The following is a 24,543-nucleotide window of genomic DNA, read 5'->3' as shown; positions in this document are numbered from 1 at the left end:
TGCCTAAACGTAATTACTTCTTGTAAGAAGAGGCTACGTTGTCGATACGGTCGTTAGCACGCTTAGCTTCTGCTTGTGCGTCCATAGCTGCTGCTTTTGCATCATTGATGTCAGCAGATATTTTGCCGTGATCTGATTTTAGAGAGCTAACTTCAGCAGAAAGCTGGTCAACTTTGTTACCTAGGTTTGCAACGCTTTCTTCAAGAGCAGTAGTGTTTGCACAACCACCTAGAAGGGCAGTCATTGCTACACCAGCAATCAAAAGTACTTTTTTATTCATCGGGAATTCCCTTTATATAGGTTGGATTTAGTCAGCACAGCTGCACAGGACAACTGAACAAGTTAATTATGTCATAGACAAAAAAATTTGCTACGCATTTTAACGCTAAGGTCTGAATACCTTAGCGAATATTTGCTCAATTGCAAGCTAAGTACAATTTTAATGCTATGTAGCACAAATTTAATATTAGACTAGTTATCCCCAGCTTACCTGAAGATGCAGAATTCAGGTAAGCTGGGGATATACAAATCAACGATTAGTTTTTGAGTTTCAGCTTAACTTTGGCGACTATTTTTAATATTTTGCACTGCTGCAATGCGTTTAATTGTCAGCTGTTCTCTAATCTCTGCGCCTGTAAAACCGTCATCAATTATGGCCTTTACCGCGACAGTTGATGCGGCATTAAAGCACTGCAGTATGTAGTTCGCCTGAGGGTAGTCATTTAGCTCAAGACCTGTACGACCTCGGGCATCAGCTTCACAACTGAGCAATAACTGCTCTATGCGTTGCGGTTTACGCCAAAAGTCAGCTTTGTCGAACAACTTAACAATGGTGTCAGCCCGTAGCTCCATCGCATTGTGGATGTTTTGATGTTGGTCGCTAACCAGTAGTGCCAAATCCCGGTAGTCATTTGGCACTCTAAAGCGATGACAGAGCGCTTTGATTAGAGGCAAGCCTTTTTGGCCGTGACCATGATGTTTCGGTAACGACTCTTTAGGGCTTAACGCCTTACCTAAATCATGTACCAGCGCAGCAAACCTTACGGCATTGTCATTAGACAACTTGGCCGCTTGCTCAAGTACCATTAACGTATGGATGCCTGTGTCGATTTCAGGGTGCCACTGCTTAGGTTGGGGCACACCAAACAGCGCATCAATCTCTGGAAACAGTATCCTTAGAGCTCCGCACTCTTTTAGCACGCTAAAAAATACCTGCGGAGCATCGCTCGATAACGCTTTATCTAGCTCTATATAGACTCGCTCTGGTGTTAAGGCTTCGAGTTCACCACTTTGGCTTATTTCAGCCATTAACGCCAGAGTCTCCTCTGCAATGGTAAAACCCAGAGCATGAAAACGAGCGGCGAAGCGGGCAACCCGTAGTACGCGCAGTGGATCTTCTACAAATGCCTCAGACACATGCCTTAGGAGCCGACTATTAATATCGGCAATACCCAAATACGGATCATATAACTTGCCATCATCATCTTGGGCGATTGCATTTATGGTCAGATCTCGGCGCAGTAAGTCTTGTTCTAACGTTACATTAGGCGCAGCATCGACGCTAAAGCCGCCATATCCCGCCGCCGTTTTTCGCTCGGTTCGAGCAAGGGCGTACTCTTGTTGTGTGCGTGGATGCAGAAATACTGGAAAGTCCTTGCCGACTTGCTTGTAACCTTGGGCTAGCATCTGCTCCGGCGTGGAACCTACAACCATATAGTCACGATCTTTTATCGGTAGGTTGAGTAAATTATCGCGGACAGCGCCGCCAACGAGGTAGATTTTCACAACAAAGCTCACTTATGGACATTCGTACTAGTTTAGCATGGATAAATCGATGTTTACGGCCAAAAATCACAAGGAATTAAGCCGTTAGACCTCTTACTTTAGCGGTTTAAATTGTAGCAAGTTTTGACAACTGATCAGCTTGGCTTTAACGTGAGTGTAATTTCTAGATTTTTGTCAAAACGTAGAGCGTTAAACTGATAGGTTAGCTGCACTCAAGCTGCGATGTTTCAGTCATTCATACGTTTACTAAATAGCAGGGTGAATAATAGCTCAATAGGCTGTTAAGCCCTTCTAACAAGGATTAAAAGCAGCATGTATAAGGCTTTTTTTGGGTTGAATGATAACCCTTTCTCTATAGCGCCAAACCCACATTACCTGTTTCTAAGCGATCGCCATAGAGAAGCGTTAGCACATCTAACCTATGGATTAGGCGAAACGGGGGGGTTTGTGTTGCTGACGGGTGAGGTGGGTACCGGGAAAACCACGGTGTCCCGTTGCTTACTTAATCAACTGCCAGATAACACCGACACCGCTTTTATTCTCAACCCGTCTTTGACTGAGTTAGAGTTGCTGGCGACCTTATGTGATGAGTTAGCAATAACTTACGGTGAATCACCCAGCCTTAAACAATTGACGGATCGGATTAGTTCATTTCTACTAACTAATCATAGTAATGGCCGCAATACGGTACTGATTATTGATGAGGCGCAGCACCTTAGAGCTGAAGTGCTGGAACAGTTGAGGTTGCTGACAAATTTAGAAACCGATACCAAGAAGTTATTGCAGGTGATTTTAATTGGTCAGCCAGAGTTACAGCAGCTCCTTAGACGTCAAGAGTTACGTCAGTTAGCGCAGCGAATAACGGCACGTTACCATCTATTACCGCTAACACGCGAAGAGGTCGTACTCTATGTTCAGCATCGACTGCAAGTGGCAGGTCGACATGAACCTTTATTCGATAAAAGTGCCATTAAGGCGTTACATAAGTACAGTGATGGCATTCCAAGGCTGATTAACCTGTTGTGCGAGCGTGCCTTAATGGCCAGTTACGCACAATCTAAAGTGCCTATTGATAGCAAGATGATCAATATGGCGTCACGGGAAGTGTTCGGCGAAGAAGCAGAAAAGAAAAACATCTGGCTGCCAATGGGCTTAGCAGCATCAATCCTATTGACCTTTTCGGCAGCGCTTTACCTTTTTAGCCAGCAATCTGGCGAACCAACGAATTCAGCTATTAACAGCCAAACGGTTGCAGCTGTGGCTGATAGAAGTGCAAATGACGACATGAAGCCGGTGAATACCGCGGCAGCTAAATTGAACAGCAGCCAGCAAGTACTGAGAAACGCGATTGCGCAAAGTCGCGACATCGATAGCGCTTATGCCAGTATCTTAGGGCTTTGGGATAAAACACCTTATATCGGCTTGTCAGCCTGCCAATCAGCGAAACAACAAGGCTTAGCGTGTTATCAGCAGCAAGGTAATTGGAACTCTATCGTAAGGTTAAACTTTCCTGCGGTGGTTTATCTTGTGGACGGTCAGCAACAAGCATTTTATGGCACCGTGGTCGCAAGACAAGGTGAGCAGATGCTACTGCAACTTAATGAGCAGCAGCTATGGGTTAAGCGTGATTGGTTTACTCGACATTTTAGCGGAACCTTTGAAATACTGTGGCAAGCGCCTAACAATCAAGTGAGTGAAATTGGAAAATCGGCCAATCAAGCGCAACTGCAGTGGTTGGAAAATAGTTTAGCCATAGTGACTGAGTCATCACCTCGATTAGTGTATGAGTTTGACAGCCAGTTAGAGAAAAATTTAAAGGCATTTCAGCGTCAACATGGGTTAACTGCAGACGGGATAGCTGGCGCACAAACACTGGTGCAATTAAATCTCTACTTAAGTGATGTTGGGCCGCGTTTGGGTCAATCTAAGAGGTTATATTAATGTCAATTTTACTCGATGCCGTGACACGAGGTAAACAGCAATCACAAGGTATACAACATGATGTTGTATTGACACCTCGCGCACAGTATCAGACTGTTAGTCATGAACATAAAGTCGCTAAACGTGCCGCAATATTCACGCTATTGTTATTATTAACAGTTGCTGTGGCTTGGTTGTTGAGCCAAATGCTGATGCAACAAAACTTGGCTAACTCAAAGCAGGCAGTGGCACCTGAACTGCGCGAAGGGAGTTCGCAGCTAAATCGTCAACCAGCGTCGAATGATCAGTTTCAGGCGAATGACACCAGCGTAACACTTGCAGGTAAAGTCGCGCTGCCTGTTGCAAGGGCTATGCCCTACAATGGATCTCAAGTCAGTCAAAAATCGTTGTCAGCTGCCAGCAAGGTGCTAAAGCCAAACGACACTGTGGTAACACAACAAAATGGTGAAGGTAACGATTTACTGGCGGCATTACTCAAAGCGCAACAGAGTGTTGAAGCCGGAGAAATTCCCGCTCAAGTTAGGCCGCAAGCGACGAGTAATGAGGATGAACCCATTATATTGGGGGCAAACGCTAACCAACGCGGTCAAGATATGTTGGCATCGCTGCAATACGAGGTCAATCTCGCCGCCGCAGACGTGGGTTTAGATTCAAAACCTAAACCACAAAATGACAATAATCTCGTCGCCGCTTTTGAAGCGGCACTTAAAGATATCGAGCGAGAAAACGCGATGGCCACGCCAGTGACACGGCCGGAATTAGACCCTATCCCGACGACACCGAAATCTGATGCTATTCCTAAATATGGACAGTTGCCGGCAGTTTTACAGTTGCAGGTACCAGAATTTACAATTAATGCCCATGTATACTCCAGCGTTGCGGGAAACCGCTGGTTGAATGTGGATGGCGCTGAACTGCAGCAGGGCGATGAGATCCAAGGAAAGTTAACCATCGTAGAGATTAGACCTCGCGATGTGGTGCTGTCGATACAGGGCACCGAGTTTAAGGTCCCGGCAATCTAATTGCTGACAGTTATCGGTCACTGAATGTCGTCACAAAAAAAGCCTAACAACTGTTAGGCTTTTTTTATACTGATCACTTTTCGTGGGTGCTCGTGCTAGCCATAGAAATGGTAAGCCATTAGTAAGGTGAGTGCGTAGCCGACTGAATAGCATAGAGCAAGCGCGGGCACATACCTAAGATAGCTAACAAAGGTGAGCTCCTTTACTTTACTCATGGCGATAATGCCAGCTGCTGAACCGATAACGAGTAACGATCCGCCAACGCCTACAGAGTATGTTAATCCTAACCATTCGGGCGTATTGAGCACGGGTTCGGCTTTTAACAATGCAGCGGTGAGTGGCACGTTATCGAGCAGTGCAGAGCCAATACCAGCGACAAAGTTAGAGATATTGGGGTCGAATTGAGTATAAACCTGAGTTAATAGATCCAAGGTGCCGATCTCTTTAAGCATGCCGACAAGCAGTAAAATCCCTAAAAAGAACAATAGAGTGTCGTACTCAACTTGACGTATATACTCGAGGATCTGCAGTTCCTCTTTATTGCTGCGCGTTGTATGTCCAGCAAGAAACATCACCGACAGCCCGGTCAGAAAAGTCAGTACTGGCGGGATCCCATACAGAACATTAAGCACCATAGTCATCACAATCGTGCTAAAGAAAATGATTGCGATGAGGATATCAACAGCGCGAACTTCTCGTTTTATTGGTGTGGTACTGACTTCCCCTTCAGCCTTAAGTGAAAATAGCACTGCCAATAGCATGACGCTAACCGCGGCGGGTACAAATAGCATCAGTAGTTCTGACATATTGACATGGCCACCAAGGAAGATCATCAAGGTGGTCACATCACCGGTGATTAACGCAACGCCACCCGAGTTAACGGCGAAGATGATGAGTACTGCCATGCGACGGCGCATCTGCTTCTCGAGCTTAAACGTGGTGAGTAAGCCTAAGGAAACCAAGGTTGCGGTCACATTGTCACAAATGGCGGAAAGTACCAGTGAGAATAGCGCCACTTGCAGCATTAACATCCGCACCGATACCCGCTGTGGGAATAGCTTTTGTACCAGTATTTGGATCATACCCTTGGCATTAAGGTAGGCAACAAAGGTCATGGTAGACATTAGAAACAACCACAAGGTGGCAATTTCGAGTAGATTTTCGTTTAGCTGTTGTTCAATTAACTTTTCATGACCAGGGTCTCCCGCGGCCATAAATAGCACAACCCAAGAGATACAGCCAAAAAATAGCGTGGTTTTAGCTTTATTGAGATGGGTAACTTCTTCAAACACAATACTCAACAACGCGAGTACAGCAAGCGATATTAGAAATGCGTACAACATAGGGCTACTCACAGACAGGTTTTTATATTGGATACTGAAATCAGTACTATTTACTGCAATTTAAGCTTAAATTAAGCTTTCTTTATGGAGCGCGGCGATCAGACCACAGTGAAAAAAGGAACGCAACCGTTATCTGTGTCCGGTTTATTGAGAAAGCGTGATGTAAAGCTGGGTTAATGCGGCTTGGTTGGCATTATTCTCTGAGATAGGCTTTTTTTGCAGTTGCATGTACGGCTTGACTCTAATGCTCGGGCTTACATTAGAGCGCTTAACTAATATCGTTTTTAATTATCGCGCTGTGAGCTTATTAAAACATCAGTAGGGGCAAAAAGCCGAGGCAGCGATTAACGATAATAGTGAACATGGGCATAAACAAAAAAAGGAACACGTTAGTGTTCCTTTTTAGGTGTATTGCCGAACCGCTAAATTTTGAGTTAGCTTTTTGCCATTTTTGCAAAAACGCGATCAGCAGCTGCTAATGTTGCTTCAAGTTCCGCTTCACCATGAGCCAGAGATAAGAAACCCGCTTCATAAGCACTTGGTGCTAAGTAAATACCTTCATCTAGCATGCCATGATAAAACACTGGGAATTTCTCAGCATCACATTTAGTGACTTGCTCAAATGAAGTGACTTTTTCTTGGTCAGTAAAGAAGAAGCCAAACATGCCGCCAACGTAGTTGATTGCCATCGGAATGCCGTGCTTGTTTGCCGCAGCTTTAAAGCCTTCTGCAATATATTGCGTCTTTGCAGCTAGTTGCTCATAGACGCCATCTTCACAAAGCGCTTCCATCTGCGCTAGACCAGCAGACATCGCAATTGGGTTACCAGAAAGCGTACCCGCCTGATAAACCGGGCCAGTAGGAGCAATAAACTGCATCACATCTTTACGACCACCAAAAGCACCCACTGGCATGCCGCCGCCAATGACCTTACCCAATGTTGTTAGGTCTGGTGTTACGCCGTAGTGACCCTGTGCGCCGCCCTTAGAGACGCGGAAACCTGTCATGACTTCATCGATAATCATCAATGCACCGTATTGATCACAAATAGCACGTAGGCCTTGTAAGAAACCTTCAACGGGTGGAATGCAGTTCATGTTGCCAGCAACGGGCTCTAGGATGATGCACGAAATCGCATCTGGATATTGCTCAAATAGTGCCTTAACGGAATCAAGGTCATTATAGGTCGCGGTTAAGGTGTGCTTGGCGAAATCTTCAGGAATACCTGGAGAGCTTGGCTGACCTAACGTCAATGCACCAGAACCTGCTTTAACAAGTAGGCAGTCTGCATGGCCGTGGTAACAACCTTCAAATTTAAGGATTTTGTCGCGGCTAGTGAAACCACGTGCAAGGCGAATCGCACTCATGGTCGCTTCAGTACCTGAACTCACCATACGCACTTGTTCGATTGAAGGCACCATTTCGATGACTTTCTCAGCCATAGTGATTTCAAGTTCGGTTGGCGCGCCAAATGATAGGCCATTTTCAACCGCAGTCAGTACTGCTTGACGAATTTTTGGGTGGTTATGACCTAAGATCATCGGGCCCCAAGAACCGACATAATCGATGTACTTGTTACCGTCGGCATCGAAGATATATGCGCCATCGGCTTTTTCAATAAAACGTGGAGAACCACCCACACTACTAAATGCACGGACTGGAGAGTTAACGCCGCCTGGAATTGATTTTTTAGCCTGTTCAAAGAGTTCGTCGGAACGGGTCATTTTAGATCCTTAAAAGTCAGTAGCCTGATTAAAATTCAGCTTTTCGTGAATACCAATTAACTGGGCGCTCATATTGCTCTAATTGAGAGTCAACACCTAGCGTCAGTGCAAACAGTGCCATACGAATTAATAAACCGTTATCAGCCTGCCTAAAAATGGCGAGGTTAGGGTGGTTATTAAGATCGTTATCCAATTCATTTGCTTGCTCACGAGAGTCTCGTGGCAGCGGATGCATGATCACTGTGTTCGATTTACAATGCTTTGTATAAATACTTTGGTTGAGTCTGAACTTACCACGGTATTTATTTGCTTCATCTTGAGAAGGGAAGCGTTCCTCTTGAATTCGAGTTAGATAGAGTATATCAGCGCGATCTAAATTGCCCTCAAGTTGGTCCGTTATTGTGATCTTATGCCCAGCATTTTCAATGTCATTGATCACATAGTCAGGCATTGCTAACTCTTTAGGTGACACTAATGTGAAGCTGACATCCTTATACATACATAACAGGCGAGAAAGCGAGTGCACAGTACGACCAAATTTCAGGTCACCTACCATAGCGATATGCATACCGCTAATATCGCGTCCACCTGCAGCGAGCTCTTTTTGGATGGTAAACAGGTCTAACAATGCTTGAGTCGGGTGTTCATTTGAACCGTCACCGCCATTGATGACTGGAACGCGGCTACCCTCTGCGAACTCTTTTACAGAGAACGCTTCAGGGTGGCGCATCGCAATGACATCTGAATAGCTCGATAGCACTCTGGCGGTATCGTATAGTGATTCGCCTTTTGACAAAGAGGATGACGCCATGCCCACGGTTTCATTTACCTTGCCACCAAGCAAACTAAACGCGCAGCCAAAGCTGATGCGGGTACGGGTACTGGGTTCAAAGAAAAGATTACCCAACACCGCTCCGTCTAAAACGGTGGTGCGTTTCTGCCGCAGGGCATAAGGGGTCATTCGGGTGGCAACGTCGAATATGTTCTGTACGGAATCCAAACTAAGTTGGTTTACCGAAAGGATATGTGAACCTTGAAACTGAGTCATCAGCCTATATTTCCAATTTCTGGGGGGCTTTATAGCACGCATTAAATCGCGGCTCATTAGCCCTAAATTTATGTAGGGTGGCTGAGGCGGCACTATAGCAAAAATTCTGTTGTAGTGGAATATCTGCGGTAAGTAACAGAAAGGTGTATTAGTCAATTTTTCGGCAATTATGGGACAGTTGAAACATTCTGTTGCTGCAAATATCGCTTAGCGCTTGCTAAATGCTTTCTGGCGCGTAAAACTGCGCATAAGAAATCATATTTACGATGTAAACCAACACACTTGGAAGGTTAAATTTGGACCATTTTATTTGGAATGTAGACCCTGTAGCGATTAGCTTTATGGGGCTTAAAGTACATTGGTACGGCATATTGTTTGCGCTGGCGATAGCCTCAGGTTTTCAGGTAATGAAGCACATCTACGTAAAAGAAAAGCTAGCCGTGGAGTCGTTGGATAACTTACTGATGTATTGTGTGGTGGGTATTATTGTTGGGGCGCGATTAGCGCACTGCCTCTTTTACGACCCAGCCTATTATTTTAGTCACCCACTTAAGATATTTGCTATATGGGAAGGCGGGTTAGCAAGTCATGGTGGTGGCGTCGGTGCTATCTTGGCACTCTATTATTACCAGCGTCAGGTTAAGCTGCCGTTCCTGTTTTTACTCGACCGTTTGGCGATAGCGACAGCCATTTTTGGCTTCTTTGTGCGCATGGCTAACTTCGTTAACTCGGAGATCCTTGGTCTACCCACTAACAAAGCTTGGGGGATCGTGTTTGAGCGAGTTGATATGTTGCCGCGTCATCCGGCGCAGCTTTATGAAGCTATCGCATACTTATCGACATTCATATTGCTGTGGGTTGTTTATAAGAAGACGGAGATGAAGCAGAAACACGGAGCCATATTTGGCTTGTTCTTGGTGCTTATCTTTAGTGCTCGGTTTGCTATCGAGATGGTTAAGGTCAAGCAAGCTGTGTATGCCGATGCATGGACTTTCAGTGCTGGGCAGCTGCTGAGTATTCCCTTTCTGTTGGTGGGTATCGTGCTACTCGTTTTACCTTATGTGCGCAAAGCCAAAACGGCTTAAATAGAACAACAGAACAATAGGCAATAGAAATTGAGCAATAAAAAACCGCTAGCGCGATGCGTTAGCGGTTTTTTTTATTGCTTCAACTTAGAAAGGAAGCGTAAAGCCAATGGTTGCCGTGCGGCCCATGCCTTTAAAGTAGCGGGTGTCTTTACCCACTGTTTGTGAGTAGTAGGTGTAATAGTCTTCGTTAAGCAGGTTTTGAATACCAATGCTTAGGGTGCCATCGTAGACTGGGATTGCGACAGATGCATCGACGGTGGTGTAGCCATCAAAATTGGCATATTCATCATTATTGGCATCTTTGAAGTCTTTATCCATATAGAAGTTTGCTTGTACACGAGTCGAGATATCGTTGTCGAAATTATGTGTCCAAAACAGGTTAATACGGTTTGGTGAGAGGTTAGCGCCATCTAAATCAGTATCAACACTTTGATCGTCATTGGAATCATACTCGCCATTTTGGATAGCAATATTAACGCCGACATCATCATGATCGCCAAGATAAGCAGTGATGTTTGACTCTATCCCTTCAATAACGCTCTTTTCACGTTTAATAACAAATGAACCACTGCCGTCGCCTTTATCGACCATGCGTGCGCCGTAGTCACTTGAAGAGCGGTAATAGGCAATTTTTGCGGAGAAATATTCACCTTGGTAATCAGCGCCAAATTCAATATTGTCGGTCACAATAGGATCCAATGCTAAGGAATCCTCAATGCTTGGATTAACACCTTGGAAGTTGTCGCCATCACGTAGCACACGGCCGACATCGGGCATACCAAAGCCTTGGTTAAAGCTGGTGTAGATCCGCAGTGAAGAGTTTACTTTGTAAGACGCGCCGATATTAAACAGTGTTTCAGTAAAGTCAGGGCTGCCGCCTTCAATGTTCTTGTCGCCATAACCATAAAGCGTTTTATAGTCATCGACATTAAGCTTGGCGTATTCATAACGCATGCCGCCAGATAGCGTTAGGTTGTCGATGATGTCGTAATCTATCTGAGCGAAAGGTGCAATGTTGTCGTAGGTACTCTCTGGTACCCAAGATTCGCCGCTGACCACCATATCTTGCTCTGTGGTATCACGGAAAACATCTAAACCGTAAGCAATGCTGACACCTGAGTTAGCGATATCCTTTGCAAGCATCGATGCCTTCATGCCCCATTTTACTGACTTATTACGCGATTGTTCATAATAGAGTGACTCGCCGTTACTGCCAGTACCACATACGGTGACTTGATCGCTGCCTTCCATGCTCGGGTCGTAGAAATCAGCCCAGCAGCCGCCGCCATAAACAGCTTCAAAGTTTTGATTGAAAAACTGTAGGTTTAACTGTTGGCCGGCAATGTTTTGATGGGTGTAAGTTAGGCTCGTGGTGGTGACTTGGTTGTTCGCCGCTTCCCATGGCTGCTCTTGTTCAATAGCGCCTGTTGGAATGTCATTTTCTTTATCGCCTTTAACGGCCATATAGTCGCCATTATTTTCCATGTTGTAATGGTTGACCATTAACTCAAGGCGCGACTCATCGAAATTGTGACCTAACTTAAGAAAGAAATCGGCACTCTGGCTGTCCATTGACTCACCTTGAGTGGTATCAACACCAATCATGTCGTCGTTAGCATCGTAGTAAACGCCATTATTGCGGTAACTGACAGAACCAATCATGTCTAAGTTTTCAGATTCACCTGAAAACGAATAGCTAGTACCAAAACTAATCCCATCAGCATCAAGGCTGTTAGGGACGGTGACATCAAAGCTAACCTGATGCTCATTATCGCCTGTCGGTTTTTTAGTAATGTAGTTGATGATACCGCCTTGCGCGCCAAGACCATGCATCGCATTGGCGCCATGAATGATCTCAATTCGAGCGATCATCGCAGGATCGATAGTTTGACCAGAGCGACCGCCACTGCGTAGAGGGTTTGACTGTGGTACGCCATCAATCATGATCAATGGTGCTCTACCGCGCAATGTTTCGCCGGTATTACTCATTTTTTGACGGCTTGGAGAGAAGCTAGGCGCTAAGTTACCTATGATGGTTGAGAGATCTCTAGTCGTTCTAAACTGCTCTTCGAGCATCTCTTGGTCGATGATAGTCACAGTATTTGGGATAGAACTCACCGGCTTGTCCATTCTACTGGCGGTCACGGTAATGACTTCAATATCCTCATCTTGAGCATGAGCGATATTGGGAAGAAGTGCTGCAGAGATAGAAAGCGCAACTAAGGAGGTCTTAAACTTCATGATAGATCCCATTTAGGCGGAGACACTGCGTTTAAACAACGCCATCCAATGGTAACGCTATCCCTTGCATGTGTTAACCGCAGTGTGTAAATGATAATGATTATTGTTGGCGGCAGTATGTCGAAGCGTATTTGTTGAGTCTATGAAAAGTTCAATCATCTTAATGCAAATGATAAGAGTTGTGATTTAGATCAGTATATAGCGTGGTATTGGTCAAGTAATAGTCAGCTTATTACTTGGTTAAAAGGCGAATCTATACCCATCCCATGATTGCAGTCGCCTATGATAAAGCGGTAATTTTATGCATTCTGTTTTACTATGCTGTCGATAGGCTGATTTAAGATTAAGGCGGAATTTACGATATGAGACATAAATTACTCCTGTTAGTGCTGCCATGTTTGCTGCTAGTGCAATCGTGCCAAGAGGCGAGTATTGCGCCTTTGTCGGCAAACGCCACCGTTGTTGCATTCGGCGATAGTTTAACCGCGGGTGTTGGAGCATCACGTCAGCAAGACTATCCAACTCAGCTTGCCGTTTTGAGTGGTCTAAAGGTGATTAATGCTGGCGTGTCGGGAGAGACGACTGCTGAAGGTGCAAAGAGATTGCCTAGAGTATTGTCAGAGCATCGGCCTGAGCTGCTCATTTTGCTTGAGGGGGGTAATGACTTTCTAAGAAATCAGCCTAAAGCGGGTACTAAAGCTAATTTAGCGGCAATGATAGAACTCGCTCAATCGCGAGGGGTGACAGTACTACTCATTGCGGTGCCGCAAAAAAGTCTGTTTCTGTCACCATCGCCCATTTATGCCGAGTTGGCAGATGAGTATCAATTAGTATTGGTTGAGGATGCACTGAGCGAACTACTGAAAAGCGCGAGTATGAAATCTGATGCAATTCACCTTAATGATAGCGGCTACCTAAGGCTTGCTAATGCTATATTAGAAAAGATAAAGTAGGGATGATGTATGCAAATGCGAGATTGTCAGCAGTGTTATCGATTTAAAGTTGCTAAAATACTCAATATAAATTTAGATTTAACCTTGGTGGTAAATGAGTTTTGAAGTATCCAACTGTGAAATGCTTAAAGTGTAGAATTATTGCTTGGCACTGAGCCTTTGGCGCACTCTTTAGTTGGATTGTTGCCGTAATCACAGATTTATAATCTCAACCAAATAAAATGCGCAAAAGATGGCTGAATCTTGATAAGCTAGTGAAAGAGGGCTTGATCCCAAATGCCAATAGCTAACCATTTTGAGCTGATTGCGCATATAAATAAACATACTAAAAGGTTTAAAGCGTCAAATGACAGATCTTGAGCAGCAGGTATTTACTCAAGTACGCGCTATTATCGGCAATGAAGAGCAGGTAATCGGCCGTAGGGGGATACTTATCCCGTTAAAAAAAGCCATCATAGCCGATGGTGATATCCGCAATGTGATTGATATTGTCTCGTCAGATCCGGCGCTATCGGCACATTTATTATGGCGCAGCAGCACGGCTAATCAAATATCGGCTCACTCGGCAAAGAATCGTTCATTGAAAGATGCTTTGGTGAGACTGGGGCAAGTGAATATCTACCGCTATGCATTTACCTTTTATCTGAAAGAAAGGTTAGATGAGTTACCAGAACCCTATAAGAAGTTAATTCATGGCTATTGGGCACTAACGGAAGCCATTGCAATTGATGCTGTCGATAGTCTTCATCAAATGAAAAGTTTTGATATCAGTCCTGATGAAGTGCAAACACTGGCATTGTTTAGTGTATTTGGCGACATCATAGCCTTGACTGCATTTGCTTATTTAAACTGTGATAATGACAAGCCTTATTCGCTTAGCGTGCTTAAAGCGGTTATTGAAAACCAGCAACAAACGTTGACAATGGAAGCCTTTGAATCCTTGGGGCTCGATGAAGAGTTACGTGATGAGTTTTTGATAGCACATAATTTACGCCAAACACATAATGCTGCGTCGCCCGGACTCGTTCTTAGGCGCACGCTCGCCAAAAGAAAGCTATTACTACGACCGTTATAACTTAAAAAAAAGCCTGCTCGAAGCAGGCTTTTTAGTGTTAAACGGGCTGGTTTATTTTTGTTTAGCGATCCCTTCCTTTGCCACCATCTCTAGCCAGTGTTGCGCTAAGCGAGCATTCGGCCCATTTCTGCGGTAAGCGCCAAACAAAGGCCTCTTCAACCCCTCAGAACCGAGCTTAATGCTGACTAAGTCTAAGCCATGGCTTTCGCTAATAGACCAGTTTGGTAGTGCCGCAATGCCGTCTTTGCATGCGATGCGCTGTAGTAGCATCATCGTTAGATCGCACTTGATCACCGGTCCCGCTTGAATACCGGCAGGCTCCATGAAATGACGATAAATGTCCAAACGTTCTAGCGATACCGGATAACTTATAATGGCTAAGTTTTCTAACTGTTTTGGGGTGACATATTGCTGTTTTGCAAGCGGGTGATCGCTTGCCACAACAAGTCGCACCTCAAAGTCAAAAAGATGTTGATAAGCAATCGCTTGTCCCGGTACTGGATCTGACGTTAACACCACATCAAGTTCGCCTAACTCAAGCGCGTTGAGGGAGTCGAAAAGATGGCGACTAGAGAGATCAAGATCAGCCTGCGGATACTCCTGTCTGAATTGTTCAATAACGGGCATTAACCAGCGAAAGCAGCTGTGGCATTCAATACCGACACCCAGCTGATTGTCACCCTCTTCAAGTCCTTTTTTAAGGTCAAACTCCGTCTCAATGACTTTAGGTAAAATATCTTCTGCAAGGTTTAGCAATCTAGTCCCTTCTTGTGTGAAAGAGAGGGGCTTACTCTTACGCACAAAAATGGATGAATTAATCCTTGTTTCAAGTTCCTTGATCTGATGAGACAGTGCCGACTGTGTGACAAAGCGTTTCTTGGCAGCCCCAGCAAGGCTGCCGCTTTCCTTTAGGGCAACTAATGTACGTAAATGTCTAAGCTCTATCATTTTATCCTCACATGAAGTTTTCTCATGTTGCTCTTGAATTCATTTCGATTGCGATGAAAGAGACTATCACAATAAACTTCTAGACGTCCAGACTTCCATATCGAGACTGGAATAATGAAATTCAGATGGACGAGTGTCTGAATTTTACTCATCTTAACACCAAAAGGTATACAATATGCAGTTAAATAGTTTGGGATTTCCTAGAATAGGTCGTTTACGTGAATTGAAGTTCGCCGTAGAGAAGTATTGGAGAGGAGAGTGTAGTCAAGTTGAACTGGTTGATATTGCTAAGGAATTGCGTGAAAAACATTGGCGCTGGCAAGCCGATTCTGGGGTGTCATTAATTCCCGTAGGAGATTTTGCATATTATGATCAGATCCTTAACTTAACTGCAACTTTAGACGTAATTCCAGCGCGTCACCGCGGTGTAAATGGTATCGACTTAGACACTTTGTTTAGAGTGGGTCGTGGCCGAGCTCCCACTGGTACAGATGCTCCTGCGGCAGAAATGACCAAGTATTTTAACACTAATTATCATTATATCGTGCCAGAATTAACTGAAGAACAGCAGTTTGGCATTGGCTATGAGCAGATATTTGCCGAGGTCGAAGAAGCACAAGCGTTAGGTTATCAAGCCAAACCTGTATTGCTTGGACCGGTTTCGTTTCTTTATTTAGCCAAAACGGTGGATAGTGAGTTTGATAAACTGTCGTTATTACCGCAATTACTGATTGCCTACAGTCAAATATTGGCCCGTTTTGCCGCGCAAGGCGTTGAGTGGGTGCAGTTAGATGAACCGATTTTAGCGCTTGAGTTAGACACAAGCTGGGCTGGTGCGATTACGACTGCTTATCAAGCATTATCGAGCTGCGAGGTGAGCATTTTACTCGCGAGCTATTACGGCAGTATTGAGCATCATCATCACTTAGTAGCAGCGTTACCGGTTGCAGGTTTACATCTTGACCTTGTGACTGCGCCAGAGCAGTTAGCGCCATTTGTCGCCACATTAGGACCAACACAGGTGCTATCAGCGGGTGTCATTAATGGCCGCAATGTATGGGCGGCTGATCTTGACAATATTGCTGCTTCAATCGCTAGTGTTGCCAATGATCTCAAGCAGCGATTCTGGTTAGCGCCTTCATGTTCATTATTGCATAGCCCTGTCGATTTAGATGTGGAAACGAAATTAGCCCCAGAGCTGAAACTGCAACTTTCTTTTGCCAAACAGAAACTGACAGAACTGAGCAAACTTAAATTGCTGTTGACCGAGCCTAGTTCATCCCAGAGCCTTGAAATTGTTAAAGAGTGTGAAGCACGTCGAGCTGTTCGAGCGAAGGCCGCTAATAAAGAGGTTATCGAAAGAGTTGCCGCGTTAAGTGTTAATGATTACCAACGTGATGATGAATTCGCCGTACGTCAAACAGCACAAAGGCAGAAATATAAACTGCCATTATTACCGATGACGACCATTGGCAGCTTTCCACAAACCCCCGCTATTCGTGGCTTGCGCAGTCGCTGGCGTAAAGGCGAAATTACGCTAGAAAACTACAATGAGCAATTACGTCAAGTCACCAGAGATACGGTGGAGCGGCAGTTAAAACTGGGTATCGATGTGTTAGTACATGGTGAGGCTGAGCGAAATGACATGGTGGAATATTTTGGAGAGCAGTTGGACGGCGTCGGCTTTACGCAGTTTGGTTGGGTGCAAAGCTATGGTTCACGCTGTGTTAAGCCACCGCTAATTTATGGTGATGTGTCACGTCCAAGTGCCATGACGGTAGAGTGGGCTGAGTTTGCCCAGAGTCTGACGGAAAAACCGGTCAAAGGGATGCTAACGGGTCCCGTTACCATCCTACATTGGTCATTTGCCCGTGAAGATATTAGCCGTGAACAGATAGCCACTCAGATTGCTTTAGCTATTCGTGACGAAGTGGTCGACCTGCAAAATGCGGGTATCGGCATTATTCAAATCGATGAGCCCGCATTTCGTGAAGGGCTACCGCTGAAAAAGAGTGACTGGAAGCACTATCTAAATTGGGCTGTTAATGCCTTTAAATTGAGTGCCGCAGGCGTGGTTAATGACACCCAGATCCACACGCATATGTGTTACAGCGAATTCAATGAAACCATCGCTGCAATAGCGGCCATGGATGCGGATGTGATCACCATTGAAACCTCACGTTCACGGATGGAGCTGCTAAACGCATTTGAAGATTTCAATTATCCAAATGAAATAGGACCCGGTGTTTACGATATTCATAGCCCCAATACCCCATCAGTAGATGAGATAGTGGCATTAATGGAAAAAGCAGCGACTAAAATTGATGTGCAACAGCTGTGGATTAACCCCGATTGTGGCCTTAAAACCCGTACTTGGGATGAAGTTGAGCCCGCGTTAGTCAATCTTGTTGCGGCGACTAAGTTTCTCAGAAGAAAGCTGAGTTAATTAAAATCGAATTTAGTTAATCATTCTGCCTAGCGTTAATGATTAAGCAGTCCAATGTGCTCGGTTTCAATGAGTGTCATTGGACTTTTTATCATTGGCGCTAATTTTTTTATTGAGTGATGAACTAAATCAGTTAAAGCTCGGTCTTATCTTTTGCTGGCGCGTGGCGCTGGTGATAATCGATAATGATGTGCGCAGCATAAATCAGTTTGTCGCAAAAGAAATGCCGCCATTGAGCACGCACAGCCAGACTGAAGTTCAGTCTCTTTACCGATTAGAGAGCTGAAATTATGCATTGTTACGGAGACGAAATTGAAAACGATTAACCCCTTTTTACTGATGTTTAGCTTGTTATTATCAAGCTCTGTTTTGGCACAATCTACTGGCTGGATTGAAAATCCAAATCACCCGCCAGTACAAGTTAAGTTTATGCTGACTGGCGAACTCGATCCTGTCAGTCAGACACTAGCCGCTATTCTAGAAGTAAAACTCAAGGATGACTGGAAAACCTATTGGCGTAGCCCCGGAGAAGCTGGCATAGCCCCCAGCATTAATTGGGACCAATCAGAAAATCTTGCCGATGTCACCTGGGAATGGCCCAAGCCTGAAGCCTTTTCGCTGCTTGGCTTACAGACATTTGGTTATAAGCATGATGTGATTTTTCCTATGCAGCTGCAGGTAGAAGACAGTAAGCAGCCGCTTAGTCTCAAAGGGCTGCTGACGCTGTCGAGTTGCACCAATATCTGCGTGCTCACCGATTATGACATTAACTTAAAGGTTAATCTTAACAACATGACTGCGGATCCTGCGGCTATGTTTGCCTATAACAAGGCAAAATCCAGTGTGCCACAACGCACCACCACCGCCGATATCAATCTGGGTTGGGACAGTTCAAAGCAACAACTTGAAGTGTTACTTAATGAGGGCGATTGGCAATATCCACAATTAATCATTGATGGTGAACCTGAGGTTAACTTTAAGCTTAAATACCTCGAGGCAAATAGCGATGAGCAGGGTAATAAGCAGCTTAAAGCCATTTTCGATGGTAGTAGCTGGTTAGGCGCAACCGATGTCATCGGTAAAATGCTGAATGTCACCGTAATAGAGGCTGACACTGCAATGGAATACAGTGCCTCTGTGACGGCGGTGGACATTATTAGTAGCGGCTCATCGTTATGGACTATGTTACTGCTAGCGTTGCTCGGTGGATTGATATTGAATGTCATGCCCTGTGTGTTGCCTGTTCTGGGGATGAAGTTAAGCGCTGTTGTAGCGGCACCTTCGGTCGACAAAACTAAAATTCGCCAACAATTTTTGTCCTCCGCTTTAGGTATTCTGGTCTCGTTTTGGTTGTTAGCAGGCTTTATCGTTACCTTAAAAATCACTGGCCAAGCGATAGGGTGGGGCGTGCAGTTCCAAAACCCATGGTTTATCGGCTTTATGGCGCTGGTGACCTCTGTATTTGCCATAAACATGTTAGGCGCCTTCGAAATCAATCTTCCTTCGAGTGTGCAAACAAAACTTGCGACCACTGGTGGAAATGACAACCGCGGTCACTTCTTACAAGGCATGTTCGCCACGTTATTAGCTACGCCTTGTAGCGCTCCCTTTTTAGGCACTGCAGTCGCATTTGCACTAGGTGCTGATGTCATCAGTTTGTTTGTTATCTTCACTGCTTTAGCCGTCGGCATGGCGTTGCCATGGTTGCTGGTGGCGGCAGTTCCACAAGTGGCTAACTACTTTCCAAAGCCCGGCCGCTGGATGAGTGTGGTAAAGGTTATTTTTGCTGGCTTACTGTTACTCACCAGTCTTTGGTTAATTAGCTTATTAGCAAACTTTATCTCTAGCACCACTTTATGGATTGTAGCGGCGATATTAGTGCTGTTATTTATCACCTTGTTGGCAAGGGTACATGGCTCTGCTGCCGTGATAGCCAGCATTAGCATGGGTATTCTTGCTAGTGCGATAACCGCGTTTGCCACCTCTGATAATTGGGCGCGTCCATTACCCACGGATCTTAGCTGGACTGCGCTTCAACAAAGTGACATTCAGGCTCAAGTCGCTAAAGGACAAACGGTTTTCGTCGATGTGACTGCCGATTGGTGTATTACCTGTAAAGCCAATAAAGTCGGGGTGATATTACAGGACCCGGTTTATAGCCGCTTGAAACAGGCTGATATGGATCTTGTTATCGGTGATTGGACTAAACCTTCTGCGGCTATTACTGATTATTTACAAAGCCATAATCGTTATGGTGTGCCGTTTAATGTGGTTTTTGGACCCAATGCACCGGATGGGATCAAGCTCCCGGTAATCTTGTCTGCAAAGCAGGTGATCGATGCTATCAATCAAGCTTCAGCTAAAGCCCAATTTTAGCTCGCTTGGTTAATTCGGCAACTTCACTAGCGCCTGAAATGACAGCCGCTAGTGAGCTAAGCCGCAATGGTTGAGAGCGGCTAAAAAGTGGTTCGAAGAGAGCATTCAGCTAAAAAAAGAATTAAGGTAGAAGCCAAATGACTAATCAATCTTCTTCAGTAACGATGTTGAGTAGAGTGCTCAGCTGGACTAAACAGGTAGCCATGATGCTGCTGGTTTTTACCCTGTTTTCTGCCGCACTCGATCTGTGGCGCAGCAGAGATATACCCACCGATAATCTAGCTGACTTAAAAGCAATAACACTCAATGGAGACACTGTCGATATTCTTGCTATGAGTCATCAACAGCCTGTTTTATTGTACTTTTGGGGGACATGGTGCCCGGTGTGTCGTTTCGTCAGCCCCTCGGTGGATATCATGGCGACCCAGTATTCGGTGGTGACGGTAGCGATGAACTCCGGTAGCAATGAAAAACTAAGCCAGTATTTACAGCACCAGCAATACGATTTTCCGGTGGTTAATGATGAGAAAGGGCAACTGTCCCACGATTGGTCTGTCAATCTGACGCCGACGTTGATGGTGATTAAAGACGGAGAACTACAGTTCTATACCAGCGGTTTTACCAGTCTACCTGGGATGTGGTGGCGGATGCTGTTGGCTTAATGAACGGATACACATTTGATTGAGTTCCCCCGCCGGCAAAGCCACATTGATTTGACTATACCCACCTTCAAGTAGGATGGGTATATGTGGCTTTTGTCGGTTTATGACTTAAGCGCTTGCACGAGATAGTCGATAAAGGCGCGGATCACCGGCCTCATATGTTTGCCACCACTGTAAAGAGCGTAGATATCGCCACTGGAATGCTCTGATAAAGAGGGCTGCCAATCAGGGAGGCAACGAACTAAGGTGCCGTCAGCGACTAAGTTGTCCATCATCCAACTAGATAATTGCACTATACCGCCATCGTGGATGGCCGCCTCCAAAATAGGGGTTCCTCCTCGTGAGATTAAATTGCCACGCACGGCAACTTTTTTATATTGCTTAGCTTTACGAAAGTGCCAATAGGTTCGCTGCCTGTCGCGGTCGAGTCGTAAACAGTTATGTTGTAGCAGATCATCAGGTTTTTTCGGGGTGCCAAATTGGGCTAAATATGCAGGGCTGGCACAGAGCAAGGTTTGGTTTGCCATCAGCATTCTAGCATGCAGGCTTGAATCTACTGGGGTACCGATCCGAATGGCGATATCGACGTTTTCAGAGTGCAGATCGACGAGTTGATTGTCCAAGTCTATTTCAATTTGTACTTGCGGATATTTTGCTAAAAAACCTGACAAGATGGGGCATACCTTTACTCGGCCAAACCCTTCAAATACTGAAATTCTCAATACACCTTCAGGCTGCTTATCTTGCTCCGATAGCGATGCCTTTAGTGCCGCTTCATCGCTGAGCAATTTGCGTGCGCCCGCTAGAAATTGTTCACCCGCTTCGGTGAGCAACAGTTGCCGTGTACTGCGCTTTAATAGCGTCGCGTTAAAATCTCGCTCTAGATTATCGATATTACGGGCGACACTAGAGGGCGCCATGTTGAGCACATCGGCCGCCTTTGAGAAGCTGCCAAACTCCACTACTTTGATAAAAATCCGCATTTCACTGAACATAATAGCCTTAACGTTTATCTTTGCGTTATATGCAAAGGTAAAGCAGTTTTATAGGGTATTCCAGCTTTATCGTGTGTATGGATAATAGGGCGTGTTCAGTTAACTTAATTTATTCAAAAGGTGAAACAGATGACTCAATCGATTAAGCAAAATCTTTCTATCACGGCACCGCTCAGCAGCGCACAGATCTCCAGCAGCGTGATGGCTTGTATGCTAAAGACAGAAAACCATGTCAATAACAGCGGCATTGAGCACGCTTTACTGGAACTCATTCGTTACCGCGTATCGTTAATCAATGGCTGCGCCTATTGTATCGACATGCATTTTAAAGAAGCCCTTGCTGCTGGTGAAACCGCCCAGCGAATGACGTCGTTGTCCATCTGGCGTGAAGCACCTTACTATACCGATAAAGAACGTGTGCTATTGAATTGGACCGAGGCCCTCACTGATTTACCCCATGGCGGTGTCACCCATGAGGAGTCTCGTCTGCGCGAAGCTACTTTGGCACTGAAGGCTTATTTCTCTGATAAGGAAGTCAGTGAACTTACCTTGGCTGTGATCCAAATAAATGCCTGGAATCGCCTAGCCAAAACGTTTGACTTTGGTGTCGGTAGCTTTGAAGTGGCGAACTAAACGATGAGTTATGTTGGTTGGAAACATGGGATCAAGCAGTGATTAGCAATAGGGTTTTCGGCTAATGTAAAACGTGCAAGCTTTATCATTTACGCTTAGCCCTGACTAATACTGATGTTGTCCTATACTGATAAACATCATTATTTGAATCACCGTTGGAGCCAGCAATGAGTCACACCTACAAAATTATTGAGCTTACAGGCTCATCGCCGATCAGTTCGGATGATGCAATCAAAAATGCCATTGCTGCAGTAAATGAGTCTATACAACATATGCGTTGGTTTCAGGTGACGGAAACTCGGGGTCATTTGGAGGAGGGGATGATTGCTCACTGGCAAGTGACAATCAAAGTCGGCTTTACACTTAACCCCAAATAAAGTGAAGAATACAAGGGCTGCTCTTTTATGAGCAGCCTTTTATGCATCTCGAGGCAATCCTTTCTCTACACTACGAATAACTCGCTGTGTTTTGCGGCTTATTAGACTCTGTTTAGCGCTTTGTTGTTCGAGTGCCCAGTCAATATGTTCTGCTACCATCTCATCAACTTCAGTTGATAATTTACGTGCTTCAAGTGCCGATATAATGGCTGGCTCAGAGGGTGCGTTCCCAAGCGCTATCGCGATATTTCTCAGCCAGCGTCGATGTCCTATTCGGCGGATGGCACTGCCTTCGGTTAACTTTAAGAACTCAGCTTCAGTCCAAGCAAATAGCGTCAGTAGCTCAGGTTGTAGCAGCGGCGTTCGGGTATGAAAATCTTGCTCTGCAGTGATCGGTGCCTGACGATTGATTGGGCAGACAAGTTGGCAGTCGTCACAACCGTAGATTCGATTACCTATGGCTTGGCGAAACTCGACAGGAATTGCGCCTTGAAGCTCAATAGTAAGGTAGGAGATACAGCGACGACCATCAACAATATAGGGTTCGACTATGGCATTGGTTGGGCAAGATTTGATGCAAGCAACACAAGTATTGCAATCGGCACTGATGGGTACGTCAACGGGTAAGGGCAGATCAATAAATAACTCGCCTAGAAAAAACCAACTTCCCGCTTCTTGATTGAGTAATAAACTGTGTTTACCTGTCCAGCCTAGGCCCGCTTTATCAGCGAGAGGCCGTTCCAGCACCGGGGCTGAATCGACAAAAGGACGGGAGTTGGACTTACTGAACCCCATCTCTTTGAGTTCTAACTCTATGCGGTCACCTAGCTTTTTAAGGCGACTACGGATCATCTTGTGGTAGTCACGGCCACCGGCATATCGAGAGATGTAGCCCAAGTTGGGATCTTTTAAATTAGTGGCAAAACCTGCGTTAGGCGGCAGGTAATCCATTCTAGCTGAGATAACTCTTCGGGTACCAGGGTGTAGCTCATGTGGCCGCGCACGCATCATGCCGTGATTCGCCATATAACCCATTTCGCCATGGTAGTCGTTGTCTAGCCACTGCTGCAATTTAGGCTCTTCGGCCGTTAAATCAGTATCGCAAATACCCAATTGAGCGAAACCAAGTTCTCTTCCCCACACTTTTATCTGTTCGGCAAGCTTACGCAGTGCTGCAGGGGCTAGCTGAGAGGTTGGTGCTAGATTATCGGTTGAGTTTGGCATAGATATGAAAGCGATGAAGAGAGACGGCTAATAATAGCAGTATTTACTTCGAGGCTGTAATCTTCAGCGATAAATAAAAAGATTACCATTACGTCAATTGTAGGTAACGGCAGCGATGGCGTGTATATTAGCGGCTCTTTCTAGGCCGTATCGTAGCATTGTAATAGAGATTAAAAGATGACTGAAGTAAACGCTGAATATAGAGCTCGTGCTGAGCTGGTGGCATTAAATGTGTGTAATACCGTTATGCCAATGGATCAGATCCCAGAAAACTTGCTGGAAGCCTATGCCAACCTTTGTAATGAGTTGATTGAAGATAGCGATCTTAAGTTCAACAGTGGCTGGGACGCGTTACCCGCTAGTGCCAGAGCATTATTACCAAAAGAGGATTTTCACGGCTTTTACATCGCTAACGCTTGGTTTCAATTGAGCCGCGTAGCACAAGATATAGCCGAGATGGCCGACTCTGATGATGAGATCGCCGAGAAAGAATATAACGGTATCTTCACTCGTTTGTCTGATGCATCGCTCAAAGAAAGTGTACGTAAGCTTAAAAAAGCTCGTACCGATCGCTCAATGCTAAACAGCATTAAAGCGGTTATAGAAGGTAAGTAACAGCTAGCTTCGCTTGAGATGAGTTAAAGAGAAAGGCCATGGAAAAT

General features: G+C 45.2%; 20 protein-coding genes. 11 read left to right on the top strand and 9 right to left on the bottom strand.

Annotated elements, in window-relative coordinates:
* Positions 1–13 precede the first annotated feature (13 nt).
* Positions 14–280, bottom strand: a complete 267-nt coding sequence (locus L2755_RS07185) for an Lpp/OprI family alanine-zipper lipoprotein (protein ID WP_248980006.1) — start codon at positions 278–280, stop codon at positions 14–16.
* Positions 281–555: 275 nt separating this feature from the next.
* Positions 556–1,785: a multifunctional CCA addition/repair protein gene (locus L2755_RS07180; RefSeq protein ID WP_248980005.1), complete on the bottom strand. Its 1,230-nt coding sequence runs from the start codon at positions 1,783–1,785 to the stop codon at positions 556–558.
* A 312-nt stretch (positions 1,786–2,097) separates the two neighbouring features.
* On the opposite strand from L2755_RS07180, the gene L2755_RS07175 reads away from it, so the two are divergent.
* Together L2755_RS07175 and L2755_RS07170 are read left to right on the top strand one after the other, a co-directional pair.
* Complete coding sequence (locus L2755_RS07175) at positions 2,098–3,726, top strand: ExeA family protein (RefSeq protein ID WP_248980004.1); 1,629 nt, start codon at positions 2,098–2,100, stop codon at positions 3,724–3,726.
* A complete protein-coding gene (locus L2755_RS07170) occupies positions 3,726–4,748 on the top strand; it encodes a general secretion pathway protein GspB (RefSeq protein WP_248980003.1) in 1,023 nt (340 codons plus the stop codon). Before L2755_RS07175 ends, L2755_RS07170 begins: the two co-directional genes overlap by 1 nt.
* A gap of 95 nt (positions 4,749–4,843) precedes the next feature.
* On the opposite strand, the gene nhaD is transcribed toward L2755_RS07170, so the two are convergent.
* The 3 genes from nhaD to L2755_RS07155 form a co-directional block, all read right to left on the bottom strand.
* Positions 4,844–6,091, bottom strand: coding sequence for a sodium:proton antiporter NhaD (gene nhaD, locus L2755_RS07165; RefSeq protein WP_248980002.1), 1,248 nt, complete (start codon positions 6,089–6,091; stop codon positions 4,844–4,846).
* Between the two features lie 434 nt (positions 6,092–6,525).
* The gene (gene hemL, locus L2755_RS07160; RefSeq protein WP_248980001.1) at positions 6,526–7,815 is read right to left on the bottom strand and encodes a glutamate-1-semialdehyde 2,1-aminomutase; all 1,290 of its coding nucleotides are present in this window, start codon (positions 7,813–7,815) and stop codon (positions 6,526–6,528) included.
* 28 nt (positions 7,816–7,843) lie between these two features.
* A complete protein-coding gene (locus L2755_RS07155; protein ID WP_248980000.1) occupies positions 7,844–8,863 on the bottom strand; it encodes an aspartate carbamoyltransferase in 1,020 nt (339 codons plus the stop codon).
* Positions 8,864–9,159: 296 nt separating this feature from the next.
* On the opposite strand from L2755_RS07155, the gene lgt reads away from it, so the two are divergent.
* A complete protein-coding gene (gene lgt / locus L2755_RS07150; protein ID WP_248979999.1) occupies positions 9,160–9,948 on the top strand; it encodes a prolipoprotein diacylglyceryl transferase in 789 nt (262 codons plus the stop codon).
* 87 nt (positions 9,949–10,035) lie between these two features.
* Here lgt and L2755_RS07145 read toward each other — a convergent pair whose 3' ends face one another.
* On the bottom strand, positions 10,036–12,192 hold the full coding sequence (locus tag L2755_RS07145; protein ID WP_248979998.1) for a TonB-dependent receptor: 2,157 nt from the start codon (positions 12,190–12,192) through the stop codon (positions 10,036–10,038).
* 362 nt (positions 12,193–12,554) lie between these two features.
* Between L2755_RS07145 and L2755_RS07140 the strand changes: the two genes are divergently transcribed.
* The gene (locus tag L2755_RS07140) at positions 12,555–13,145 is read left to right on the top strand and encodes an arylesterase (RefSeq protein ID WP_248979997.1); all 591 of its coding nucleotides are present in this window, start codon (positions 12,555–12,557) and stop codon (positions 13,143–13,145) included.
* Positions 13,146–13,491: 346 nt separating this feature from the next.
* Positions 13,492–14,220, top strand: a complete 729-nt coding sequence (locus L2755_RS07135) for an HDOD domain-containing protein (RefSeq protein WP_248979996.1) — start codon at positions 13,492–13,494, stop codon at positions 14,218–14,220.
* A 51-nt stretch (positions 14,221–14,271) separates the two neighbouring features.
* Here L2755_RS07135 and L2755_RS07130 read toward each other — a convergent pair whose 3' ends face one another.
* Complete coding sequence (locus tag L2755_RS07130) at positions 14,272–15,168, bottom strand: LysR family transcriptional regulator (RefSeq protein WP_248979995.1); 897 nt, start codon at positions 15,166–15,168, stop codon at positions 14,272–14,274.
* Positions 15,169–15,343: 175 nt separating this feature from the next.
* Between L2755_RS07130 and metE the strand changes: the two genes are divergently transcribed.
* The 3 genes from metE to L2755_RS07115 all read left to right on the top strand — a co-directional run bounded on the left by metE (position 15,344) and on the right by L2755_RS07115 (position 20,652).
* Positions 15,344–17,614 carry a 5-methyltetrahydropteroyltriglutamate--homocysteine S-methyltransferase gene (gene metE / locus L2755_RS07125; RefSeq protein ID WP_248979994.1) on the top strand — a complete coding sequence of 757 codons (2,271 nt, stop codon included), beginning with the start codon at positions 15,344–15,346 and terminating at the stop codon, positions 17,612–17,614.
* 339 nt (positions 17,615–17,953) lie between these two features.
* On the top strand, positions 17,954–19,990 hold the full coding sequence (locus tag L2755_RS07120; RefSeq protein ID WP_248980038.1) for a protein-disulfide reductase DsbD family protein: 2,037 nt from the start codon (positions 17,954–17,956) through the stop codon (positions 19,988–19,990).
* A 137-nt stretch (positions 19,991–20,127) separates the two neighbouring features.
* Positions 20,128–20,652, top strand: coding sequence for a protein disulfide oxidoreductase (locus tag L2755_RS07115; RefSeq protein ID WP_248979993.1), 525 nt, complete (start codon positions 20,128–20,130; stop codon positions 20,650–20,652).
* A 101-nt stretch (positions 20,653–20,753) separates the two neighbouring features.
* Here the strand turns inward: L2755_RS07115 and L2755_RS07110 are convergent, their stop codons facing one another.
* A complete protein-coding gene (locus L2755_RS07110) occupies positions 20,754–21,647 on the bottom strand; it encodes a LysR family transcriptional regulator (protein WP_248979992.1) in 894 nt (297 codons plus the stop codon).
* A gap of 129 nt (positions 21,648–21,776) precedes the next feature.
* Between L2755_RS07110 and L2755_RS07105 the strand changes: the two genes are divergently transcribed.
* Together L2755_RS07105 and L2755_RS07100 are read left to right on the top strand one after the other, a co-directional pair.
* Complete coding sequence (locus tag L2755_RS07105) at positions 21,777–22,280, top strand: carboxymuconolactone decarboxylase family protein (protein WP_248979991.1); 504 nt, start codon at positions 21,777–21,779, stop codon at positions 22,278–22,280.
* A gap of 167 nt (positions 22,281–22,447) precedes the next feature.
* Entirely contained in the window at positions 22,448–22,657 is a 210-nt protein-coding gene (locus tag L2755_RS07100; protein WP_248979990.1) for a dodecin, read from the top strand.
* A 39-nt stretch (positions 22,658–22,696) separates the two neighbouring features.
* Here the strand turns inward: L2755_RS07100 and queG are convergent, their stop codons facing one another.
* Positions 22,697–23,881, bottom strand: a complete 1,185-nt coding sequence (queG, locus tag L2755_RS07095) for a tRNA epoxyqueuosine(34) reductase QueG (RefSeq protein WP_248979989.1) — start codon at positions 23,879–23,881, stop codon at positions 22,697–22,699.
* A gap of 177 nt (positions 23,882–24,058) precedes the next feature.
* On the opposite strand from queG, the gene L2755_RS07090 reads away from it, so the two are divergent.
* Positions 24,059–24,496 carry a DUF3069 domain-containing protein gene (locus tag L2755_RS07090; protein ID WP_248979988.1) on the top strand — a complete coding sequence of 146 codons (438 nt, stop codon included), beginning with the start codon at positions 24,059–24,061 and terminating at the stop codon, positions 24,494–24,496.
* The last annotated feature ends 47 nt before the right edge of the window (positions 24,497–24,543 follow it).

The sequence above is a fragment of the Shewanella abyssi genome (genome assembly GCF_023284025.1).
Classification (GTDB): domain Bacteria; phylum Pseudomonadota; class Gammaproteobacteria; order Enterobacterales; family Shewanellaceae; genus Shewanella; species Shewanella abyssi.
Note: the sequence above shows the minus strand (reverse complement) of the source record. Positions and strands in the feature narration are given on the sequence as shown.

Bases quoted from the DNA above. Each gene is read 5' to 3' on its own strand.
- L2755_RS07185 (WP_248980006.1), bottom strand. From the start codon at position 280: ATGAATAAAAAAGTACTTTTGATTGCTGGTGTAGCAATGACTGCCCTT.
- L2755_RS07175 (WP_248980004.1), top strand. From the start codon at position 2,098: ATGTATAAGGCTTTTTTTGGGTTGAATGATAACCCTTTCTCTATAGCG.
- L2755_RS07170 (WP_248980003.1), top strand. From the start codon at position 3,726: ATGTCAATTTTACTCGATGCCGTGACACGAGGTAAACAGCAATCACAA.
- nhaD (WP_248980002.1), bottom strand. From the start codon at position 6,091: ATGTTGTACGCATTTCTAATATCGCTTGCTGTACTCGCGTTGTTGAGT.
- hemL (WP_248980001.1), bottom strand. From the start codon at position 7,815: ATGACCCGTTCCGACGAACTCTTTGAACAGGCTAAAAAATCAATTCCA.
- L2755_RS07155 (WP_248980000.1), bottom strand. From the start codon at position 8,863: ATGACTCAGTTTCAAGGTTCACATATCCTTTCGGTAAACCAACTTAGT.
- L2755_RS07145 (WP_248979998.1), bottom strand. From the start codon at position 12,192: ATGAAGTTTAAGACCTCCTTAGTTGCGCTTTCTATCTCTGCAGCACTT.
- L2755_RS07140 (WP_248979997.1), top strand. From the start codon at position 12,555: ATGAGACATAAATTACTCCTGTTAGTGCTGCCATGTTTGCTGCTAGTG.
- L2755_RS07135 (WP_248979996.1), top strand. From the start codon at position 13,492: ATGACAGATCTTGAGCAGCAGGTATTTACTCAAGTACGCGCTATTATC.
- L2755_RS07130 (WP_248979995.1), bottom strand. From the start codon at position 15,168: ATGATAGAGCTTAGACATTTACGTACATTAGTTGCCCTAAAGGAAAGC.
- metE (WP_248979994.1), top strand. From the start codon at position 15,344: ATGCAGTTAAATAGTTTGGGATTTCCTAGAATAGGTCGTTTACGTGAA.
- L2755_RS07120 (WP_248980038.1), top strand. From the start codon at position 17,954: ATGTTTAGCTTGTTATTATCAAGCTCTGTTTTGGCACAATCTACTGGC.
- L2755_RS07115 (WP_248979993.1), top strand. From the start codon at position 20,128: ATGACTAATCAATCTTCTTCAGTAACGATGTTGAGTAGAGTGCTCAGC.
- L2755_RS07110 (WP_248979992.1), bottom strand. From the start codon at position 21,647: ATGTTCAGTGAAATGCGGATTTTTATCAAAGTAGTGGAGTTTGGCAGC.
- L2755_RS07105 (WP_248979991.1), top strand. From the start codon at position 21,777: ATGACTCAATCGATTAAGCAAAATCTTTCTATCACGGCACCGCTCAGC.
- L2755_RS07100 (WP_248979990.1), top strand. From the start codon at position 22,448: ATGAGTCACACCTACAAAATTATTGAGCTTACAGGCTCATCGCCGATC.
- queG (WP_248979989.1), bottom strand. From the start codon at position 23,881: ATGCCAAACTCAACCGATAATCTAGCACCAACCTCTCAGCTAGCCCCT.
- L2755_RS07090 (WP_248979988.1), top strand. From the start codon at position 24,059: ATGACTGAAGTAAACGCTGAATATAGAGCTCGTGCTGAGCTGGTGGCA.